Consider the following 21,412-nt stretch of genomic DNA (forward strand, 5'->3'; position numbering starts at 1 on the left):
TACTATGTCACTGGAAGCCCTGACCACTGAAGCGCTCGCTGCGATTGCAGCAGCTCAAGACCTTGCAGCACTTGATCAAGTTCGAGTGCAATTTACGGGTAAAAAAAGCCAGCTCGCGGAACAGTCTAAAGCATTGGGTAAAATGGACCCTGAAGAGCGCAAAGTTCAAGGCGCAGCCATTCATGCCGTCCGTGAAGCAATCAATGCTGCTTTAACAGAACGCCAAACTCAATTACAAAAAGCGGCGCTGGAACAAAAGCTGGCAAGTGAAACCATTGATATTACCTTGCCGGGCCGCGGTCAAACCATCGGCAGCATTCACCCTGTGACACAGGTGCAAGACCGTATTTGCCAGTTTTTTACCAAAGCAGGCTTTACTGTGGCAACGGGTCCTGAAGTTGAAGACGACTATCACAACTTTGAAGCGCTGAATATTCCGGGCCACCATCCTGCGCGCGCCATGCATGATACATTCTATTTTGATGTGAATCATTTGCTTCGCACGCACACATCAGGTGTGCAGATCCGCACCATGGAAACCAGCCAGCCGCCAATCCGCATTGTCTGCCCAGGCCGTGTTTACCGCTGCGACTCGGATCAGACTCATTCGCCGATGTTCCATCAAATCGAAGGTCTGTACGTTGCGGAAAATACCAGCTTTGCTGAACTCAAAGGCCTGCTGGTGAATTTGCTGAATGAGTTCTTTGAAAAAGATTTAACCGTGCGTTTCCGCCCTTCGTATTTCCCATTCACAGAGCCAAGCGCCGAAGTGGATATTATGGATGAACGCGGCAAATGGCTGGAAGTTTTAGGCTGCGGCATGGTGCATCCTAATGTGCTGCAAGCTGCGGGCATTGATCCTGAAAAATACAAAGGCTTTGCATTTGGCCTAGGTGTGGAACGTTTTGCGATGCTGCGCTATGGCATCAATGACTTGCGGATGTTCTACCAGAATGATGTGCGTTTCTTACGCCAATTTGCTTAAACAATTTAAACAGTTATTTGGAAATAAGTAGAATCCCCCTAAATCCCCCTTTGATAAAGGGGGACTTTCCTGCCTTTAAAACGGCGGATGTGTTTCCCCTCTTTTTAAAAGAGGGGCTAGGGGAGATTAAGGAATTGAATGTATGAAAATTAGCGAAAATTGGCTTCGCACTTGGGTTAACCCAGCCATCGACAGCGACACCTTGTCTGACCAGCTGACGATGCTGGGTCTGGAAGTGGATGACTTAACGCCTGCAGCTAAACCATTTACTGGTGTGGTGGTCGGTGAAGTCTTAACGGTAGAGCAGCATCCAGATGCAGACCGTTTGCGTGTAACGACCGTGAATATCGGTACAGCTGAGCCTTTGCAGATTGTGTGCGGCGCACCGAATGTACGTGCAGGCATGAAAGCGCCTGTAGCGACCATTGGTGCAGTATTGCCAGGTGATTTTAAAATCAAGAAAGGCAAACTGCGCGGTATTGAATCACAAGGGATGCTGTGCGGCGCTTCGGAAATTGACCTTGAAGATAAAATTGATGGCCTTTTAGAACTTCCTGCGGATGCGCCTGTAGGCGCCAATATCCGTGAATACCTCAATCTTGATGATCATGTGATCGATATCAGCATCACGCCAAACCGCGGTGACTGTTTCAGTATCCGCGGCATTGCGCGTGAAATTGGGGTGATTAACCAATTGGCAGTCACAGCGCCTGAAATTAAAGAAGTTGCTGCGAGCATTGCCGATCAGAAACAAGTTGTCGTTACAACAGCAGGCTGCCCGCGCTATTTGGGCCGTGTGATTAAAAACGTCAACACTAAAGCAGCGACCCCTGAGTGGATGGAACAGGCTTTAGTCCGTTCAGGCATCCGTCAGCACAGTATTCTTGTCGACATCACCAATTATGTATTGATGGAATTGGGGCAGCCTTTACATGCCTTTGATGGCGGAAAGGTTCAAGGTTCCGTACATGTGCGTCAGGCCACTGCCAATGAAAAATTGGTTTTGCTGAATGAGCAAGAAGTGGAACTGAACGAAAAAGTGATGGTGATTGCGGATGATGCAAAAGCCTTGGCTATTGCAGGCATCATGGGTGGCTTGTCTTCATCTGTGACCGATGAAACCACTGAAATTTTCCTTGAATCCGCATTCTTTGCACCGCTCGCAATTGCAGGCCGTGCGCGCAGCTTTGGCTTGCACACCGATGCGTCACAGCGTTATGAACGCGGTGTGGATTTTGAATTGCCGATCATTGCCATGCACCGTGCGTCGCAGTTGATTGCTGAGCTGGCGGGCGGTGAGTTTGGTCCGATTACGGTGGCTGAACGGGCGGATTTGCTGCCGACACGTGAAGCGATTGAATTGAATCAGGCGCAGGTGGATCAGCTGTTAGGCTATACCGTTGAAGCTGCATTTATTACTGATGCCTTAACGCGTTTAGGCTGTGACGTCACAGTGAAATCGGAAGGTGAATGGACGGTTATTCCGCCATCACACCGTTATGACATGGCGATTTATCAGGACTTGATTGAAGAAGTTGCCCGTATTCACGGTTATGACAATATTCAAATCAGCCTGCCTGTGATTGATGTGAAACTGGCAAAATATCAGGATCAATTCGAGCTTGCGCAATTGCGTCAAACCGTGGTGACTTTAGGTTATCAGGAAGCGATCAGCTTCAGCTTTGCGGATGCGAAACTGGAAAAGCAGTTAAATCCTCAAGTTCAGCCATTGGCTTTGGCCAATCCGATTTCAAGCGATTTAGCTGTCATGCGTTCGACGCTGCTGTCTAGTTTGATTCCATGTGTTCAATACAATGTCAACCGTCAGCAAAGCCGTGTGCGCTTCTTTGAGCTGGGTCTGCGCTTCGATTATCAAGGCGCTGCAAGCATTCATGATTTGAAACAAATTCCAACCTTTGCCATGATTGCAACTGGCCCGCGTTCTGCGGAATCTTGGCATGGCAAAGCTGCACCAATGGATTTCTTTGACTTTAAAGGTGATGTAGAAGAAGTCCTGGCGGCTGGGCGGTTGCAAGTTGAATTTGTACGGTCAGAGCGCGCTTGGCTGCATCCTGGCCAATCTGCTGAAATTTTAGCAAATGGGAAATCGATTGGTTATCTAGGCCGTTTGCATCCATCTTTAGAGAGTGAGCTGGATTTAAGCACGACCTGGGTTGCCGAATTGGATCAACTGGCTGTTTTGCAAACTTATGTATCTAATTTTACAGAATTATCACGTTTTCCATCGGTTAGACGTGATATTGCGCTTTTAATTAGTGATAAGATTAATGTTAGCGAAATTCAGCAGCTTATCGAAAAAACTGGCGGAGAGCTTTTAGATTCTGTCTGGCTATTTGATGTGTACACTGGCCAAGGTGTTGAACAAGGCAAGCGCTCACTGGCATTTGCACTGCTTTGGCAGCATCCAGCGCGGACACTTGAAGATGCTGAAATCAAATCCGGTATGGATAATATTCTACACGTGTTGGAAAACACTTATCAGGCGACATTGAGGGCTTCATGACAGCACTAACTAAAGCAGAAATGGCTGATCATTTAAGTGAGCTCACGAGTTTAAACCGTCGTGAAGCAAAACAAATGGTCGAGTTGTTCTTCGAAGAGATCAGTCAAGCGCTGATCTCAGGGGAGCAAGTGAAATTATCAGGGTTTGGCAACTTTGAACTGCGTGACAAGCGCCAGCGTCCAGGCCGCAACCCGAAGACGGGTGAAGAAATTCCGATTTCTGCCCGCCGCGTAGTAACCTTCCGCGCTGGACAAAAGTTCCGTCAGCGCGTAGGAAATGAGCAGATCGATTGATCTGCTTTTTTATGCTGATCTAAATAAACCGGAGCGGTTTTGGTCGCTATTGAGCAGAGCTATTTTAGCTGTATTGTTCTGCATTGCGAAAAGCAGGCAAAAAAAAAGAGAGCCAAGGGCTCTCTTTTTTGTACTGAATAATCGTTAGATTATTTAGCAGTAGCAGCAGAAGCTTCAGAAGCAGCAGCAGTAGCTTCAGAAGCAGCAACAGTAGCTTCAGAAGCAGCAACAGTAGCTTCAGAAGCAGCAGCAGAAGCTTCAGATGCAGCAGCGTCAACAGCTTCAGAAGCAGCAGCTACTTCAGATGCAGCAGCTTCAGATGCAGCAGGAGCTTCTTCAGTTTTTTTAGCACAACCAACGAAAGCTAAAGTAGTAGCAACTGCAGCAGCAATAGCGATTTTTTTGAATAACATGGCATCACTCTCTAAATATGAGATTAAAAAAAACCTGAGTTAGCACTGTTTTATGCTTTTATTATGCCTAATTTTTCTTAGGTAAATAATAATGCAGATGCAGCCTAACTGGTATGCGAATATGCTATCACTGCGCATTTTGAATTGCTACTGCTTCATAGGGGCAAAACGCGAAAAAATGGTTAAAAAATGGCTTTTTTTAACAGAAAATAACAATCAAAGGGAGCGGATATATTGGATAAGTACTAAATAAGCCCCTAAAACTACTAGGGTTTTTTAACAAAATATTTTTATAATCATTTACTTGAAAATAAGTTAACAGAAACTGGCAGCAATTGTTTTGTTGTGTAAGTCATGTCAACCAAATAAAAAAGCCATCGTGATCGATGGCTCTTTTTAAGATTGCTGAAATCAATTCGTCGCTTTACGCTTCATTTGATCGAAGAAATCATCATTGGTTTTGGTTTCTTTCATGCGGTCCAGCAGGAATTCCATGGCTGCCAGCTCATCTTGCGTATGCAGCAGCTTGCGCAGAATCCAGACTTTACGCAGATTGTCTTCTGACATTAAGCGTTCTTCACGGCGAGTGCCGGATTTCTTGATGTTCATTGCCGGGAATACGCGTTTTTCAGCGATACGGCGGTCAAGGGTGATTTCCTGGTTGCCTGTACCTTTGAATTCTTCGTAAATCACCTCATCCATTTTACTGCCTGTTTCAATCAGGGCTGTAGAAATGATGGTCAATGAACCGCCTTCTTCAATGTTTCGCGCAGCACCGAAGAAGCGTTTAGGACGTTCAAGCGCATGGGCATCCACACCGCCTGTCAGTACTTTGCCGGAAGATGGAATCACGGTGTTGTAAGCGCGCGCTAAACGGGTGATCGAATCGAGCAAGATCACAACGTCTTTTTTGTGCTCGACTAAGCGTTTCGCTTTTTCGATGACCATTTCAGCGACTTGCACGTGACGGGCAGGCGATTCATCAAATGTAGAGGCAATCACTTCACCGCGTACGGTACGCTCCATTTCGGTCACTTCTTCAGGACGCTCGTCAATCAGAAGAACAATCAAGAAACATTCTGGATTATTGCGCACAATGGATTGCGCAATATTTTGCAGCAGCATGGTTTTACCGGCTTTTGGCGGCGCAACAATAATAGAGCGCTGGCCTTTACCGATCGGTGCAACTAAATCGACTACACGCGCAGTCAAGTCTTCAGTTGTGCCGTTGCCCAGCTCCATGACCAATTGTTCAGTTGGGAACAGCGGTGTTAAGTTTTCAAACAAAATCTTATTGCGTGAGTTTTCTGGAGTGTCGTAGTTAATTTGATTAACTTTTAATAATGCAAAATAGCGTTCGCCTTCTTTGGGCGGGCGGATGGTGCCGGTAATGGTGTCGCCTGTACGCAGGTTGAAGCGGCGGATTTGTGAAGGGCTGACATAAATGTCGTCAGGGCCTGCAAGGTAAGAGCCGGCTGCAGAGCGTAGGAAGCCAAAGCCATCTGACAGAATTTCCAAAACGCCATCACCAAAGATCTCTTCGCCATTCATTGCATGGCGTTTTAAGATGGCAAAAATAATGTCTTGCTTGCGGTTACGCGCCATTCCTTCAAGGCCCATAAACTCGGCAATTTTGATGAGTTCGCCAATCGGTTTTTTCTTGAGTTCGGTTAAATTCATAGGAGGTCAGATAAGAATCAAAAATTCTAGTATACGGGATGGAAAGGGAGCAACATTGAGCCGCATGCAGACAATTAGATTACGCGATTGTATTTGCACAATAATAATTCAGAGAGCTGATTCATTGTTTGAAGAAAAATGTGTAAAAACAATTTCTATTGCCGGGCGGCGATCTTATGTGTTGTGTCTTGTAAGAAAATGACAGGATTTGAGATCCTTTATTTCTTGAGTTAGCAATATAAGAGAGAAATACAGGTTTGTCAATTTATCAGCAAAAAAATACGCCATAAAAATAGCGCATTTTCTGCAATTTAAACTGGGCTTGGATTAGATGTTGTCATCAATGAAAGCAGTCAGTTTTGATTTTGGCGCAGCGCCCACTTGCTGTGCAACAACTTCGCCGTTTTTGAACATCAGCAAAGCAGGAATGTTGCGGATATTGTAGTTGACAGCAGTCGCTTCACAAGAAGTCACATCTACTTTAACAACTTTAACTTTGCCTTCATATTCAGTTGCGAGGACTTCTAGAACTGGCGCGATTGCTTTACATGGCGCACACCAGCCTGCCCAAAAGTCGACCAATACAGGCACGTCAGATTTCAGGACGTCTGCATCAAAGTTTTCATCAGTTGTATTTACAATATTGCCTGACATGGCTGTTGCTCCAAAATAATTTTAAGATGACTCTATAACTATAAGTATTACATAGCCATCCTGAACAATGTAGGGGGTTATGTAAATTTTCGGCTTTTAATGCGGAATTGTCTAATTGATGCTCACGATAGCTGTGATCGTATAACACAATTGTCATCGATGCCTGAAATTCAGCTTGTCTGCGAAGCGGGTACATAAATGGCTTTTAAATTGCATGGTTGTGAATTACTCTAAGCACAATTCTGTATAGGTTTGTATTGAATCATGTCTGATTTTTTGATTGATGAAGAATTGCTTGCCGCCATTGATATGGGGTCAAACAGCTTTCACTTGGCGATCGCGCGTGTAGACCATGGTGAAGTAAAAAAAGTTGCTTCAATGTCAGAAAAAGTTCAGCTGGCGGCTGGTTTGGATGAAAATAAAAACTTAACCGAAGCGGCTCAGCAGCGCGGCTTGGCGTGTTTGGCGCGCTTTGTCGGCCGTTTGGGTTCAGTACAGCCGAACCGCCTGCGCATTGTGGCGACGAATGCGCTGCGTCAGGCCAAAAATGGGCAGGATTTTATTCAAAAAGCCGCAGAAATTTTACCGAAGCCGATTGAAATCATTGCGGGCCGGGAAGAAGCGCGGCTAATTTACTTAGGTGTTTCTCATACTATGGCCAACAGCGGCCGCCGCTTGGTGATTGACATCGGCGGCGGTTCAACCGAACTGATTATCGGTGAAGAATTTGAGCCGATTCATACCGAATCGGTGCAAATGGGCTGCGTTGCCTTTACCAAAGCATTTTTTGCTGATGGTGAAATCAATCAGAAAAGTTTTGACAAGGCGGTAAATTCGGCGCGCAAAGAGCTGTCAGGAATTGCCAATACTTATAAAGCAGCCGGCTGGGATACGGTCGTCGGCTCCAGCGGTACAATAAAAGCCTGCCGTCAAATTACCGTCAATATGGGCTGGAGCAATGAGCGGGAAGAGCTGACCCGTGAAGGTTTAGAAAAACTGAAAGACAAACTGCTTAAATTTAAGCATGTTTCTGAAATGGATTTTGATGGGCTGAAAGAAGACCGACGGGCAGTTTTGCCAGCGGGCATTGCCATTTTATGCACGGTATTTGATGTACTGGGCATAGATAAGCTGGTGTATTCTGATGGCGCTTTGCGTGAAGGGGTGATGTACGATCTGCTGGGCCGGTTCCAGCATGAAGATGTTCGAGACCGTTCGGTGCATGCTTTGCTGGGCCGCTACAATGCGGATTCCAAACAGGCTGAACGCGTGGTGGCGACTGCACAGCAGCTGTTTGATAATGTTGCGCAAAAGCTGAATTTAAACAGTGATGACAGTGACTTGCTGCGCCGCGCTGCATATTTGCACGAAATAGGCCTGGCGATCAGCCACAGTGGCTATCACCGCCATGGTGCATATTTGCTGCAGCATTCCGATATTCCCGGCTTCTCGCAAATTGATCAGAACCATTTGTCACATTTGGTGGCGCATCACCGCCGCAAGCTGCGCAGCGATGCTCGCATGGATGTGATGAAAGTCGGCGGTAGCAAACTTGTGCACTTATGTCTATTGCTTCGTTTAGCAGTTTTGCTGAATCACAGCCGCAGCGATGAGATGCTTCCTGCCATTGAATTAAGCGCCGAGAATGCGCAACAATGGCAGCTTAGCGTTTCTGGCGATGCCAAACAATGGCCATTGCTTGTTGCGGACTTGCATGATGAACAAGTGCAGTTCAAGCATTGGGATATTGAGTTGAATATTCAGTCGGAACAGTTTATCGATTAACACATTGGTTAATTCAGGGATAATGGTCGACCTATGAAAAATAAAGCAGCGCAATCTAAAGCATGGGCTACAGTTAAAATTGCACGTCATCCGGATCGTCCGCAATATTTGGATTATGTCAGTGAGATCTTCACTGAATTTGATGCTTTGCATGGTGATCGCTTATTTGGCGATGACGGTGCAATGGTGGGCGGTTTAGCGCGTTTTGAAGGTCAGCCTGTTATGGTGGTCGGCCAGCACCGCGGCCGCAGCACACGTGAAAAGCTGCAGCATAACTTCGGCATGAGCAATCCTGAAGGCTACCGCAAAGCGCAGCGCCTGATGGATATGGCGGAGCGTTTTAACCTGCCGGTATTTACCTTTATTGATACGATGGGCGCATATCCTGGCGTCGGCGCAGAAGAGCGCGGCCAGGCAGAAGCGATTGCGACCAGCCTTGCACAGATGTCGAGCTTAAAAGTTCCCGTAATTGCTACGGTTTTAGGTGAAGGCGGTTCAGGCGGCGCATTGGGCATTGGTGTTGCAGACCGTGTGGTCATGCTGTCGCACAGTATCTACTCCGTGATTTCTCCTGAAGGCTGCGCTTCAATTCTGTGGAAAACGGCAGAGAAGGCGGAACAGGCCAGTGAAGCGCTGGCATTGACGGCTGACAAGCTGCAAAAAATCGGCATTGTTGAATATGTGGTAGATGAAGGCGAAGGCGCGCATTTGAATCCTGAACAGGTAATGCAGAGTTTAAAAACTGTGCTGAAACAGGCTTTAGATGAATTAACGCCAATGGATGCAAAAGAACGATGCGAAGCACGCTATCAGCGTTTAATGAAATTTGGCAGCGACAATTTAGGTCTGACTGCTTAAGCCAGTCAGACGTATTTTCTGATCAGGCTTCCTTCTTAATCGGGTGCAGCGGCGGCATGGATTCCATGCTGCTTTTGCACCTGATGTCTTTTTTATACCCGCAAAAAATCCGCGCTATTTATGTTAACCACCAGCTGCAGGAAAATAGTGCAGATTGGGGCCAATTTGTGGCGCAAGCCTGCGCATCATTAAATGTGCCTTGTATTGTAGAAGCGGTGCATGTTTCGGAAGGCAATTTAGAAAACCAAGCGCGTACAGCGCGTTATCAGGCTTATCAGCAACATCTTCTGCCTCATGACATATTGGTCTTGGCGCATCATCAGCAGGATCAGGCCGAGACGTTAATGCTGCGGCTGCTGTCCGGCGCAGGGATTCATGGCTTGGCGGCGATGCGTCAGGTCGACCAGCGGGATCTGATGACGATTTGGCGGCCGTTGCTGAATCTTTCCCGTGAGCAAATTTGCCAATGGGCGGCAGAATTGAATGTGCAAAATATTCAGGACCCCACCAATTTTAATACAGAATATGACCGTGCATGGAGCAGGGAAGAACTATGGCCTGTGCTGCAGTCACGTTTTCCAAAAATGCAGCAGGCATTAAGTCGCAGCAGCTATTTAATGCAGGACGCAGAAGATATTTTGGCTGATGTGCTGACCTTTGATTTGGTTTCATGTGGAACATCTGACATTTTGCAGCTGGAAAAACTGCAGGCTTTAGCGCCGCCTAGGCAGCGCCAGCTGTTATCGGCATGGATGAGAGGGCAGGCGCAATACCGGCCATCTTTTGATATGGTGCAGCGTTTAATGCATGAAGTGATTGAATCGAAAGTAGATTCACAGGCGGCTTTGCACTGGAATGGTTTTTATTATGTGCGTTTCGCTAAGCGGCTGTACCGTTTAGCTGCGGCGGAATATCTCTCCTCAGAATATGAGCAGGCTGAGCCGCAGCACATTCAAATTCAATTAGCGAACAGTTTTACGGCACTGTCAGGCTGTTTTCAGATACAGGCGGGAGAGGGCTTTGGCCTGTCTTTTGCTTTGTTGGAACAGAAGCTGACATTAACTCAGCGTCAGGGCGGCGAAAAAATTCATCTGCATGGGCGTACTGGGTCATGGCCCTTAAAAAAAGCCATTCAGCAGGCGCAAATTTTTCCTTGGCTGCGTCATCGAATTCAAATATTAAGCATAGATAATGTTATGCTAGGCGTTTTTACGCCGAAAGGCTTTTGGCTGGCAGAGTCACCGTATTGCATTCAGGCGGGATGGCTGCCCCAATTGGTTTCTTCAGATAACAGCAAGAGCGGATCTTCATCATGAGCGCAGTTCTAAATTGTAATATCACTTTTATTGGCGGCGGCAATATGGCGCAAGCTTTAATCGGCGGTTTAATTGCGCGCGGACTGCCCGCAACCCGCATTACAGTTTCAGATCCTGTCGAGAAAGTCCGTGAATTGCTGGCTGAAAAAGATGTGCATGTGACGGATGACAATGCACTGGCAATCCGTGATGCTGATATTGTGCTGTTTGCGGTGAAGCCGCAGGTTTTTGCCAGTATTTTAAAGCCGTTAAAAGGCCTGCTTGACGGCAAGTTGGTGATTTCGATTGTGGCCGGCGCGGAAATTGCCACAATTTCAAAAATTTTAGAAACTGACCGCATTGTCCGCGTCATGCCGAATACGCCTGCTCTGGTGCAGACCGGCGCTCATGGATTGTTTGCATATGATGCTGTCGATGCGCAAGACCGTGAGCTGGCCAGCCAAGTTTTGGCTTCAACTGGCCTGACAATTTGGGTAAAATCTGAGGCGCAAATTGATGCGGTTACCGCTGTTTCAGGTTCAGGCCCAGCATATTTCTTTTATATGATGGAAAGCATGATCCGTGCAGGCAAAAATTTGGGCCTGGATGAAAAAGTGGCGACAGCGCTGACCTTGCAAACCGCTTTGGGCGCAGCGCAAATGGCAATCACCAGCTCCAGCAGTCCAGCAGAACTGCGCAAAAATGTGACTTCGCCAAATGGCACAACGCAAGCAGCGATTGAAGTGTTTGATCATGCGCATATCTCACAAAATATTCAGGCGGCTTTGGCGGCTGCGCAAAAGCGTAGTCAAGAGCTTGCGCAAGATTTAAGTGACAGCATCAAGTAATTCGTTTTTATTTAGGAATGTTCTAGTATGGGTGCAAATTCTGCGCTAATTTTTGGCATTATCATTAACGTCGCAATTTTGCTCGTTTTCTTCCGGTTTTTAATGCAATTGGCTGCAGTAAGTCCATACAATCCTGTGGTGCTTTCTACTGCGAAAGCCACAAAAATTGTAGATATGTTCAGCCGGATTTTCCCGACGGTCGGTAAAGGCCGGGTGAATACAGCGGCATTAATTTTATTGGTGGTGCTGTATATTCTGAAAATGTTTGGAGTGATGCATTTGTCCGGGGCATCCGTTAACAGTCCTGTGCATTTAATCATTATGACCTTCGTGACCATGATTCAGGACTTAATCCGCTTCTGCCGCTATTTGATTTTTGCTTCAATTATTTTGAGCTGGGTGGTGATGTTCAGCCAATCGCGTTCACCTTATATTGAGGTGGTTCAAGAATTGGCAGAGCCGCTGCTGGCGCCATTCCGCCGTATTCTGCCGAATATGGGCATGATTGATTTGTCTCCGATTGTCGCAATTTTTGCTTTGCTGCTGGCGGAAACCATCATGAAAGAAGTGGCGATTGTGCTGCTGACAGGCCTATAAGTGCTGAAACCCAATTGTAAAAAAGGACTCGATTACGAGTCCTTTTTTATGGCTGCAATTTTTAGGTGAAGACATTGATATTTCTTCTAGGAGGCAAATGACCTCCATCCCAGCCTTCCTCCTGGGAGGAGGAAGGAGCAAGTGCTTTAGTGAGCCTCATCCCAGTTGCTGCCTTTGCCGACTTCTACGACCAGCGGCACAGAAATTTTCAGTACAGACTGCATAACATCCGCCAGTTTCACTGCCAAATCATCCGCAATGTCCTCATCGGCTTCAAAGACCAATTCATCGTGCACCTGCAGCAGCATTTTGGCTTGGCCTTTTGGCAGCATTTTTTCCACTTCAATCATGGCCATTTTAATGATGTCTGCAGCCGAACCTTGCAGCGGCGCATTAATCGCTGCGCGCTCTGCACCTTGCTTGATCATTTTATTGCTGGCCATAATATCTGGCGTATACAGGCGGCGGCCTAAAATGGTTTCGACAAAACCCTGTTCACGGGCCACTTGGCGGGTACGCTCCATATATTCCAACACGCCAGGATAGCGCTGGAAGTATTTGCCGATATAGCTGCGTGACTCTTCACGGCTAAAGCCCAATTGGCGGGTGAGGCCGAATTCAGACATGCCGTAGAGCAGGCCGAAATTGACGGCTTTGGCTTGGCGGCGCTGATTGCCGGTTACATCTTCCAATGCAATGCCAAGAACTTCCGCTGCTGTGCGGCGATGCACATCCTGACCGTGATTGAAGGCATCCACCAAGGCTTCATCCTGTGAAAAATGCGCCATTAAACGCAATTCAATTTGCGAGTAATCGGCGGCCAGCAGTACGCGGCCTTTCGGCGCAATGAAGGCTTTACGGATTTGACGGCCAATGTCTTCACGCACAGGAATGTTCTGCAGGTTCGGATCGGTTGATGACAAACGGCCGGTGGCCGTCAGCGCCTGATGGTAGCTGGTGTGCACGCGGTGCGTCTCATTATTGGCTTGCTTCAGCAGGCCGTCGGTATAGGTGCTTTTCAGCTTAGACAGGCCGCGGTATTCCAGAATCAGATCGGTAATTGGATGCTCTATTTTTTCCAGCACGCTTTCACTGGTGCTGTATTGGCCCGTCGAGGTTTTCTTGCCGCCTTTCAAGCCCAGCTTGTCAAACAGGATCTCGCCGACTTGTTTAGGTGAGCTGACATTGAAAGGTTGGCCTGCCAGTTCCGTAATTTGATTTTCCAAATCCTGAATGGTTTTGGCAAATTCGCTGCCCAGCTGATCCAGAAAGTCCAGATTCAGCTCAATGCCGTTCTCTTCCATCATGGTCAGCACACGCGCCACTGGCATTTCCACATTGTGCAGAATATTGACCAGTTCAGGATGCTTGTGCAATTTGGCATCCAGCACTTCATACAGGCGGTAAGTCACATGTGCATCTTCGGCTGCATAGTGTGAAGCGGTTTCCAGCTCAATCTGGTTAAAGCTTTTCTGTTTCGCGCCTTTGCCCGCCACTTGCTCAAACGTTGTGGTTAAATGGCTTAAGTACAGGCGGGCAACATCATCCATACCGTGGCGGGTGGCAACCGAGTTGAGCACATATGAGGCCAGCATGGTATCGAAATACCAGCCTTGCAACTCAATGCCGTGATTTTTCAGCACGTGCGCATCATATTTTAAATGATGGCCGATTTTTTCAACCGATTTGTCTTCTAAAATCGGCTTGATTTGCGCAAGAATAAGGTCCCGGCTCAGCTGCTCAGGCGCGCCTTCATAATCATGCGCCAGCGGCACGTAATAGGCATCATGCGCATCAAAAGCCACAGAGAAACCGACAATTTGCGCAACGCGGTAATCGAGGCTGGTGGTTTCCGTATCAAAGGCAAAGCGCTTTTCGGTGCTGAGGCGTTTAAATAAATTGTCCCAGTCCATTTGCGCTAAAACGGTATGATAATTGGCTTGGCCCAAGACATCATCGGTGCTGGTAATGGACGCCTGATCTTCAGTAACCGTTTTTTCTTCCGCATGGGCATCTTTAAGAATGGCTTTTGAATTCTGCTTATACGCTGCGCCATTTGGATTATTGGGATGATCTAAAGACTGCAGCTGATTGCGGAATTCTAATTCGGTATACAGGCTGCGCAGCTGTTCGATATTTGGATCAGCTAATTTCAGGTCATCATAAGTCAGGTTCATATCCAAATCACAGACGATGCTGGCCAGCTGATGGTCCAGCGCAATCCCTTCCACATTGTCTTTAATATTTTGACCGACTTTGCCTTTAATGCTGTCGACATTCTCTAAAATGCCGCCAATTGAGCCGTATTCGGTCAGCAGTTTTGCCGCTGTTTTTGCGCCAACGCCTGGAACACCCATGATGCCGTCAGATGCATCGCCCATTAAGGTCAGATAGTCAATAATCTGGTTGGGCCAAACCCCGAATTTCTCAAAGACGCCGTTTACATTCATAGGCTTGTCTTTAAAGCTGTCTTCCAGCGTGACTTTGTCGGTGACCAGCTGCGCCATGTCCTTATCGCCAGTCGAAATCAGCACCTGATGGCCTTGCGCTTCTGCGCGTTTTGCCAGCGTGCCGATAATATCATCGGCTTCTGCGCCCGGCAGCATATGCAGCGGAATGCCCAGTGCGCGGATCAGCGCATGCAGGTAAGGAATCTGTTCTGCCAGCTCTTCCGGCATGCTTGGGCGGTCGCCTTTATAGATGGGCGAAAGCTCATGGCGGAACGTCGGTTCAGGCGTATCAAAAATCACCGCCATGTGAGTCGGCTGGGTGCGGCGCATGAGCTTTTGAATGGCGGAAATGGCTCCGCGGATGGCATTGGTATGCAATCCAGTTGACGTGGTTAAAGGGGGGAGTGCGTGAAAGGCGCGAAATAAAAAGTATGACCCATCGACCAAGACAAATGGCGGCATTGAAAAATTCCTAATCCAGATAACGGTTTTATTGTACGTGATTTTTCCGCTCTGCGCTGAGGCATGATGGCGCGGCGCTGTGATTGTCTGGCAGCAGTTACCGAAAATCTGATAAAGCAGCGGAACTTCTGCCGGCCGCTGCGGTATCATCAGCTAAAACTGAAAAAAAAGGGCAGGCATGCTGAACGCACAGCGGAACAGAAATAACGAAATCAGAATGATCTGGCTGATGGCGCTGATTATTGCCGGGGTGGGCTGCTGGTTTTCGGATCTGAAAATTTTCAGCTATTTATGCGGTTTTGCATTTGCTGTGAGCGTGATGCACTATGTCGATGACCTGCAAAAGCCGGCAGACCAATTGGCGGCTGAAGCGGGCTTGCCGCTTGCAGCGACGTCAAAAGTGCCTTTGTATATCGCTTCGATCATGACGCTGGTCGGCGGTATCGGCCATATTGGCATCTTAACCGGATTAGGCATTTCTGCCTGGATTTTCTTTTTCCTGCGCTGGCTGAAGCGGCTGGAACGCAATGTGCTGTCGCTGCAGCGTCAACTTCACGCAAGGCCTGATCTGAGCCGGCAGGCGGAATCACGGCGTCCAGGTGAAGCAAGTCCATCTGAGGCGCTCATTGCCTCTGATGTTTCCATCAGTCTGATGGATCAGCTGCAGCAATGGCTGTTTAAAGGCAACCCGGTATTAAAAGCCGCTATTGCTGTTTTGGTGATTGGGGTGATCCTGCTGCTGCGTTTTGCCACTGAGCATTGGCAGCTCAGCCTTGCGGTTAAATTATGGCTGGTGGCGGCGGTCAGTGCCGGCATCACGCTATTGGGCTATATGCTGAAGCAGCGCAACCGGGGTTTTGCTTTGGCTTTAGAGGGCTTGGGGCTGGCAAGCTTGTCGCTGACCTTATTTTTTGCCTATTACAATCAGGTCATTCCAAATTTGCCAATCGCCAGCCTGTGCTTTGCCGCCATTCTTCTGCCCGCCATTTGGCTCAGCCTGAAACAGCAAAGTATTGAATTGGCGCTGATGGCGATGATGATCGCCTATATTGCGCCTTTTACTCTGCCTGTGCGCAATGCCACCGCTGCTGAGCTGATTGCTTATTATCTTTGCATCAATTTAGCCGTGGCGGTTTTAAGCACGTTAAGGCCGTGGAAAATTCTCAATCAGATTTCATTTTTAATGACCGTGCTGGTGGGCGGCGCGTATGCTTTTTACCGAGGCGAAGAGCAGGAAAGAACTGCACTCAGTTATTTAATTTATGCGCATGCGGCGATTTTTATTTGGCTCGGATTCCGTTTCAGCCAGCTGCTGGCCCAAGAAAATCTGATGCGTTTTCAATTGAAACCGGTACTGGATCTGGCGCTGATTTTTGGCGCGCCGATTGTCAGTTATGGCTTTTTATATCTGATGTATTTTGATGAACAGCGCTGGCAGGCGGGTTTCAGTTTGATTTTTGCCGGAATCTATGGCGTTTTATATCTGCTGTCAAAGCGCCATCAGGCGATCCGCATTATTTCGCAAAGCTATTTCAGTCTGATGCTGATCTTTATGGCATTCATTCCGCCGATACTGCTGTACGAACACTGGAGTGTGGCGGGCTGGGCGGTTGAAGGCGCCGCTGTCTTTGCGTATGGCCTGTACCGCCATTCTGTGCTCAGCCGTTATGTCGGCATGGGCTTGATGATGATGGCGGGTTTTTCCAGCCTGTACTATTTTTCAGTGCAAAACGTTTTTCCAAGCAATGTGTACTGGGTGCTGTGCATCAGTTATCTGCTGACGGTGCTGATTGCGAACAGCACTGCTGAGTTCCGGAAGCAGCTGAGCAGTTCGGCGGTTGCCTTTCAATGCATGCAGATGCTGTCAGCTACGGTCATGCTGTTCGTGCTGCTGCTGGAGCAAATTGACAGTCCAAGCCAAGCCTTCATTTGCCTGCTGAGCATTGCCATGCTTTACAGCATCTTCAATGAATGGCTGCTGCGCCGCGGCGCCGCATGGTCATGGCTGCTGCCGAAATGGATTGGGTTAATTCCTGTGTATGGCTTGGCGCTGTATATGGCAGTCGATTTAAGCCATGACGGCAAGCTGCTGTGGCACAATCTGACCGACCGATTGCTGTTTGCTTTGAGCGGCGCGCTGCTGACTCTGCTGTGGCTGCGCCCGATGCTGGGCGTGAAAGCAGAAAAAGAGTGGGTCAGCTTAGGAGCGCTGGCCAGTTTGGCGTTCGCCAGCTTAACGTTAATACCAAGCATGCCGTTTTTAAGTGTGGTGATTTTACCGCTGCTGTTTGCGCTTTGGTGTTATCGCCAGCCCAATCCCGATTGGAAAATGTTCTGGCAGGCGCGAAATACGCTGATGCTGATGCTGCTGTGGATTATTTTTTCGCAGATTTTCAGCCAGCAGGCGTTTCAGCTGTATCTGCTGCCTGTGCTGAATCCTTTTGACTTAATCAGCATCGCGATGCAGGCGGGTTTTATCTGGATGCTGAATGTGCAGATGAAAGCAGGCTTGGAAAAAAGCTTAGGCGCCGTTTTGATGATGTTGGGGCTGCTTTGGCTCAGCAGCTATGTGGTGCTGCGCGCGCTGCATGTGTATCTGGGCACGCCGTACAATGTCTGGGAGATGTGGGAAAATGCCACGGTGCAGCTGAGTTTCACTTTGCTGTGGGTCAGCTTAGCCTTCATCTGCATGCTGACGGCAGCGAAACGGCATTTACGTTCGTTATGGATCTTTGGCGGCAGTATTTTGGTCTTGGTCACTTTAAAATTAGTGCTGTTTGACCTTTCGCATATCGGCACGCTGAGCCGGGTCATTTCATTCTTAGGCGCAGGTTTTGTCATGCTGATAATTGCCTATATTGCGCCTATGCCAGAGGCGCAGAAGCGCTGATTTTTCTTTTATTGCATGCGGCTTTCCACGAAGGAAAGCGCCTGCCTCATCCTGCTGGATTTTTGAATGCCTGCCATTTAAACGCAGAAAAGCAGACGCGCTATTTTAAGTCCGGTTCACGCTTAATTTCTTGCGCATTAGCATATTGATCCAGCTCTTCATTTTGCAAAGGCGATACAGCAGGGTGGTCAACAAAGCCCATTTTCGGTACTGGAATTTCAATTTGATTATCCAAAAAGCCGTTGCGGATGCGTTCCTGCATTTCATCGCGCACTCTTAGAAAGTTCTCCTGCTGGCACCATACCGCAAACAGAAGCTCAATTGATGATTCCCGGAATGCCGTCACCGTGACCGCAGGTTTGGGGTCAGCCAGCACCAGCGGATATTTGCCAGCAACATCCAGCAGCACTTCGCGGACTTTAATGATGTCTTCATGGAAGTTAATCGCCAGTGTAATGGGAATGCGCCGTATCGGAAATTTTGACAGATTATGCACCGGCGCGCGGATCAGCTGTTCATTCGGCAGGCGCACATAGACATTGTCCTGCGTCAGCAGCTTAACGGACAGCAAGTCAATCGAGATGACTTCACCTTCAATGGTATGGCCGCGGATCAGGGTAATTTGAATGGTATCGCCAATTTCAAAAGAGCCTTCGCCAATCAGGAAAATCCCGCTGATCAGGTTGGACGCGGACGTTTGTGAGGCAAAACCTAAAGCCACCGTCAGGATGCCCGCCGCGCCTAAAAACACACTGAGCTTAAAGCCGGCTTCTTTCAAGCTGGCCATGATAAAGATAATGAAAATGAAATAAAAAATGCCGCGCCGCCAGACCAAGCGCTGATGTGCATTGAAGCGCACGCCAATTGTTCGGATAAAGGCGTTGGACACAAAACGCGCAATTAAAAAACCAATCAAGGCCAAAATCACGGCAACCAAAAGCTCTGTGATCCGGTCAGTGTTCAGATTCTTCACAATCCCCGTGAGGCTGCTGGTGACTTCGCTAGAAATACTGGTATTCGCCATGGCTGCCTCTTAGAAAAATGAATCAAACATGTTAAATAAAGCCCCAGCCGTTTCACGCGGCGGATGCATATACATCACTTCCCCTGCATGCGGCGGTGTGCGGTTTTCTATGCGGATACGCGGCGGTCGGTCAGGCCCTTCATGCTGCACTTTAATCTGCGAGGTCCATAAGCGCCCAGTACTTTCACTGTAAAACAGCGGCAAGGCGGGAACCGGCACATTCATGCGGTCAAAGCGCAATTGTTCATGGCTGGTGTTGTGAAATTCAATCGGGGTAATGGCGCGAAAGGCGCGGACTTTCAGCTGATGCAGCTCTGTGCGTCCATCGACTGCAGTGGCATAGCAGATTTCACCCATGCGCTTATTGGGGCCAAACCATGTGTCTTTGGGCAAAATGACAGGAATATCAAACAGCGGGTCTCTTTGGCCTTCCACAAATCCCGCAATCCATAATGGCGTGCTGATGTACAGCGTACCGCGCTGGCCGGCAGGGATATAAATCGGGTCGACTGGGCGGATCACCACGGAGCGGTCGGCCAGCCTTGGCATAATCTGAATATTTTCATGCGTATTTTTAAACATATAGCGTTCAATATGCACCGGCGGCGGAAAAGCAAATTCAGGATCATCAATATGGTGCCATTGCTGTTCATAGTCATACTGTACCGTCGGGCGATGGTATTCCAGGCGCCATTCCTGCAGGCCGCGGGTCAGGCGGAACAGCAGTGAGCCGAATTGCCAAGCTTTAGGGCGGTGCAGCTCAAAATGATGCTCACCCCACCACTTGAGTTTAGGCGTTTCCGTTTGCAGTACATCACTGATTAAAGACAATGCAATTTTCCCTATATCATTAAAAGCTGAAAAAACAGACTTCACGCTGTCATGTGCTTAGAGTACACTCAAAACACTTTTTCCATCATTATAAACTTTGATGCAAGTACTCAAACAATTACAAATACCCTATAGTTTTGCAAAGCGGCATGGCGTATTGCTCCGTTATGAAGGCGATCAAGCCTATATTGTGCGGCGTGAAAGCACACCTATGCTGGCGCTGCAGGAAGCGCGGCGGTTTTTGGGGCATGCCGCGCAGTATCAGCTGTGCACAGATCAGGAATTTCATCAGCTGCTGAGTTCCAGTTTTGCCGGGGATACTGGGGAATCACAGCAAGTGGCAGCAGGCTTGGAAGATCATCCTGATTTACTCAGCCTTGCAGACTCTGTGCCTGAAGCTGAAGATTTGATGGATCAGGAAGATGATGCGCCGATAGTACGCCTCATCAATGCCTTGCTATCCGAAGCCATCCGTGTTGGCGCCTCCGATATTCACATTGAATCCTTTGAAAAAAAATTATCAGTGCGCCTGCGGGTCGATGGTCAGCTGCGTGAAATTGTGCAGCCGCGCCGCGAATTGGCGCCGCTGCTGGTGTCGCGGATTAAAGTCATGGCCAAACTGGATATTGCTGAAAAGCGCATTCCGCAGGATGGCCGTATTTCGCTGCGCTTAGCGGGCCGTGAAGTGGATGTGCGTGTGTCGACCTTGCCGTCGTCTTATGGCGAGCGCGTGGTGATGCGTTTGCTGGATAAGCAGGCGGGGCGTTTAAACATGACGCATTTAGGCCTGATGAATAATGACTATGAGCGTCTTAAGCTTTTGGTGCACCGTCCGCACGGCATTATTTTGGTGACGGGCCCAACGGGTTCGGGTAAGACCACCACGCTGTATGCGGCTTTATCAGACTTAAATGACGGCTCAAAAAATATCTTGACAGCTGAAGACCCAATTGAATATCAACTGGAAGGCATTGGCCAGACACAGGTCAACACCAAAGTCGATATGACTTTTGCCCGTGCGTTAAAAGCCATGCTGCGTCAAGATCCAGATGTGGTGATGGTCGGTGAGATTCGAGATTTGGAAACGGCGGAAATTGCAGTTCAAGCTTCGCTGACGGGCCATTTGGTGTTATCCACCCTGCATACCAATACTGCGGTAGGCGCAGTGACCCGTTTAAAAGATATGGGCATTGAACTATTTTTATTGTCGAGTTCTTTGATTGGAGTGATTGCGCAGCGTTTGGTGAGGACTTTGTGTTCACACTGTGCAACTTGGCATGAAGCGGATGATTTTGAAGAACAGCTGTTTGCCAATATTGAGCATGACGCGCACTTAAAGTTGCCTCAGCCGAATGGCTGTGAGCATTGTTCGCATACAGGCTTTAATGGCCGTACCGCGATTTATGAAATTGTCCCTGTGGATGAGTCGATGCGCCGCTTAATTCATGGCAATGCAGCCGAGTTTGAAGTGGAAGCGTATGCCCGCAAACAATCTGGTTCTATCCGTGATGATGGCTTGCGTAAAGTATTGCAGGGAAAAACAACGCTGGAAGAAGTGTTGCGTGTGACCAATGAAGCGGCGGAGTGATGAAAGGAATATCACTTTATTTTTTCATTGCTGATGGCAGAGCGTGCTGTTTAACAAGCCTAATTAAAATCATGGAACATTGATTAAGCATTAATCGTGGAACGTGATAAATCATTAAAAAAGCTCAAATACGCATTCTTGGGCTTTTCACATATAATTAAGATATTGAATTATATTAAATAAAAAATTAATGTTATTCACCAATTAAAATGTCTATGCGATAAACCATTTAAAA

The 21,412-nt window shown here is 48.0% G+C and carries 16 protein-coding genes; 10 read left to right on the forward strand and 6 right to left on the reverse strand.

Going from position 1 to position 21,412, the window contains the following annotated elements:
* Positions 1-4 precede the first annotated feature (4 nt).
* The 3 genes from pheS to OKC24_RS06175 all read left to right on the forward strand — a co-directional run bounded on the left by pheS (position 5) and on the right by OKC24_RS06175 (position 3,802).
* Positions 5-985, forward strand: coding sequence for a phenylalanine--tRNA ligase subunit alpha (pheS, locus tag OKC24_RS06165; protein WP_130143642.1), 981 nt, complete (start codon positions 5-7; stop codon positions 983-985).
* Positions 986-1,127: 142 nt separating this feature from the next.
* Positions 1,128-3,509, forward strand: a complete 2,382-nt coding sequence (gene pheT, locus OKC24_RS06170; RefSeq protein WP_131277746.1) for a phenylalanine--tRNA ligase subunit beta — start codon at positions 1,128-1,130, stop codon at positions 3,507-3,509.
* The gene (locus OKC24_RS06175) at positions 3,506-3,802 is read left to right on the forward strand and encodes an integration host factor subunit alpha (protein ID WP_005007563.1); all 297 of its coding nucleotides are present in this window, start codon (positions 3,506-3,508) and stop codon (positions 3,800-3,802) included. The genes pheT and OKC24_RS06175 overlap by 4 nt, the downstream gene beginning before the upstream one ends.
* 149 nt (positions 3,803-3,951) lie before the next feature.
* Here OKC24_RS06175 and OKC24_RS06180 read toward each other — a convergent pair whose 3' ends face one another.
* The 3 genes from OKC24_RS06180 to trxA form a co-directional block, all read right to left on the reverse strand.
* Positions 3,952-4,215 carry a hypothetical protein gene (locus tag OKC24_RS06180; protein WP_130143640.1) on the reverse strand — a complete coding sequence of 88 codons (264 nt, stop codon included), beginning with the start codon at positions 4,213-4,215 and terminating at the stop codon, positions 3,952-3,954.
* 411 nt (positions 4,216-4,626) lie between these two features.
* The gene (rho, locus tag OKC24_RS06185; protein ID WP_005007569.1) at positions 4,627-5,895 is read right to left on the reverse strand and encodes a transcription termination factor Rho; all 1,269 of its coding nucleotides are present in this window, start codon (positions 5,893-5,895) and stop codon (positions 4,627-4,629) included.
* Positions 5,896-6,222: 327 nt separating this feature from the next.
* Positions 6,223-6,549 (reverse strand): thioredoxin, encoded by a 327-nt coding sequence (gene trxA, locus OKC24_RS06190; protein WP_005007571.1) that lies wholly within the window; start codon positions 6,547-6,549, stop codon positions 6,223-6,225.
* A 264-nt stretch (positions 6,550-6,813) separates the two neighbouring features.
* On the opposite strand from trxA, the gene ppx reads away from it, so the two are divergent.
* Genes ppx through OKC24_RS06215 form a run of 5 tightly spaced genes read left to right on the forward strand, consistent with a single transcriptional unit; the run spans position 6,814 to position 11,932 of the window.
* On the forward strand, positions 6,814-8,334 hold the full coding sequence (gene ppx / locus OKC24_RS06195; RefSeq protein WP_005007574.1) for an exopolyphosphatase: 1,521 nt from the start codon (positions 6,814-6,816) through the stop codon (positions 8,332-8,334).
* Between the two features lie 33 nt (positions 8,335-8,367).
* Positions 8,368-9,192 (forward strand): acetyl-CoA carboxylase carboxyltransferase subunit alpha, encoded by an 825-nt coding sequence (locus OKC24_RS06200; RefSeq protein WP_005007576.1) that lies wholly within the window; start codon positions 8,368-8,370, stop codon positions 9,190-9,192.
* A complete protein-coding gene (gene tilS / locus OKC24_RS06205) occupies positions 9,129-10,508 on the forward strand; it encodes a tRNA lysidine(34) synthetase TilS (RefSeq protein WP_130143639.1) in 1,380 nt (459 codons plus the stop codon). Before OKC24_RS06200 ends, tilS begins: the two co-directional genes overlap by 64 nt.
* Positions 10,505-11,335 (forward strand): pyrroline-5-carboxylate reductase, encoded by an 831-nt coding sequence (proC, locus tag OKC24_RS06210; protein WP_130143638.1) that lies wholly within the window; start codon positions 10,505-10,507, stop codon positions 11,333-11,335. The genes tilS and proC overlap by 4 nt, the downstream gene beginning before the upstream one ends.
* 27 nt (positions 11,336-11,362) lie before the next feature.
* Positions 11,363-11,932, forward strand: coding sequence for a YggT family protein (locus OKC24_RS06215; RefSeq protein WP_005007580.1), 570 nt, complete (start codon positions 11,363-11,365; stop codon positions 11,930-11,932).
* A 146-nt stretch (positions 11,933-12,078) separates the two neighbouring features.
* Here the strand turns inward: OKC24_RS06215 and polA are convergent, their stop codons facing one another.
* Complete coding sequence (gene polA / locus OKC24_RS06220; RefSeq protein WP_265464883.1) at positions 12,079-14,844, reverse strand: DNA polymerase I; 2,766 nt, start codon at positions 14,842-14,844, stop codon at positions 12,079-12,081.
* Between the two features lie 178 nt (positions 14,845-15,022).
* Here polA and OKC24_RS06225 point away from each other — a divergent pair, with 178 nt between their 5' ends.
* A complete protein-coding gene (locus OKC24_RS06225) occupies positions 15,023-17,734 on the forward strand; it encodes a DUF2339 domain-containing protein (protein ID WP_130143636.1) in 2,712 nt (903 codons plus the stop codon).
* A 100-nt stretch (positions 17,735-17,834) separates the two neighbouring features.
* Here OKC24_RS06225 and OKC24_RS06230 read toward each other — a convergent pair whose 3' ends face one another.
* Entirely contained in the window at positions 17,835-18,758 is a 924-nt protein-coding gene (locus tag OKC24_RS06230; protein ID WP_131277742.1) for a mechanosensitive ion channel family protein, read from the reverse strand.
* Positions 18,759-18,767: 9 nt separating this feature from the next.
* Positions 18,768-19,589, reverse strand: coding sequence for a DUF432 domain-containing protein (locus OKC24_RS06235; protein ID WP_130143635.1), 822 nt, complete (start codon positions 19,587-19,589; stop codon positions 18,768-18,770).
* Positions 19,590-19,689: 100 nt separating this feature from the next.
* Here OKC24_RS06235 and gspE point away from each other — a divergent pair, with 100 nt between their 5' ends.
* Positions 19,690-21,177, forward strand: a complete 1,488-nt coding sequence (gene gspE, locus OKC24_RS06240) for a type II secretion system ATPase GspE (protein ID WP_265464884.1) — start codon at positions 19,690-19,692, stop codon at positions 21,175-21,177.
* Positions 21,178-21,412: the final 235 nt, after the last annotated feature.

The sequence above is a fragment of the Acinetobacter entericus genome, assembly GCF_026168575.1.
In the GTDB taxonomy this organism is placed as follows: domain Bacteria; phylum Pseudomonadota; class Gammaproteobacteria; order Pseudomonadales; family Moraxellaceae; genus Acinetobacter; species Acinetobacter bouvetii.

Excerpts from the sequence above, each read along its gene's own strand:
- pheS (WP_130143642.1), top strand. The coding sequence starts at position 5 with ATGTCACTGGAAGCCCTGACCACTGAAGCGCTCGCTGCGATTGCAGCA.
- pheT (WP_131277746.1), top strand. The coding sequence starts at position 1,128 with ATGAAAATTAGCGAAAATTGGCTTCGCACTTGGGTTAACCCAGCCATC.
- OKC24_RS06175 (WP_005007563.1), top strand. The coding sequence starts at position 3,506 with ATGACAGCACTAACTAAAGCAGAAATGGCTGATCATTTAAGTGAGCTC.
- OKC24_RS06180 (WP_130143640.1), bottom strand. The coding sequence starts at position 4,215 with ATGTTATTCAAAAAAATCGCTATTGCTGCTGCAGTTGCTACTACTTTA.
- rho (WP_005007569.1), bottom strand. The coding sequence starts at position 5,895 with ATGAATTTAACCGAACTCAAGAAAAAACCGATTGGCGAACTCATCAAA.
- trxA (WP_005007571.1), bottom strand. The coding sequence starts at position 6,549 with ATGTCAGGCAATATTGTAAATACAACTGATGAAAACTTTGATGCAGAC.
- ppx (WP_005007574.1), top strand. The coding sequence starts at position 6,814 with ATGTCTGATTTTTTGATTGATGAAGAATTGCTTGCCGCCATTGATATG.
- OKC24_RS06200 (WP_005007576.1), top strand. The coding sequence starts at position 8,368 with ATGAAAAATAAAGCAGCGCAATCTAAAGCATGGGCTACAGTTAAAATT.
- tilS (WP_130143639.1), top strand. The coding sequence starts at position 9,129 with ATGCGAAGCACGCTATCAGCGTTTAATGAAATTTGGCAGCGACAATTT.
- proC (WP_130143638.1), top strand. The coding sequence starts at position 10,505 with ATGAGCGCAGTTCTAAATTGTAATATCACTTTTATTGGCGGCGGCAAT.
- OKC24_RS06215 (WP_005007580.1), top strand. The coding sequence starts at position 11,363 with ATGGGTGCAAATTCTGCGCTAATTTTTGGCATTATCATTAACGTCGCA.
- polA (WP_265464883.1), bottom strand. The coding sequence starts at position 14,844 with ATGCCGCCATTTGTCTTGGTCGATGGGTCATACTTTTTATTTCGCGCC.
- OKC24_RS06225 (WP_130143636.1), top strand. The coding sequence starts at position 15,023 with ATGCTGAACGCACAGCGGAACAGAAATAACGAAATCAGAATGATCTGG.
- OKC24_RS06230 (WP_131277742.1), bottom strand. The coding sequence starts at position 18,758 with ATGGCGAATACCAGTATTTCTAGCGAAGTCACCAGCAGCCTCACGGGG.
- gspE (WP_265464884.1), top strand. The coding sequence starts at position 19,690 with ATGCAAGTACTCAAACAATTACAAATACCCTATAGTTTTGCAAAGCGG.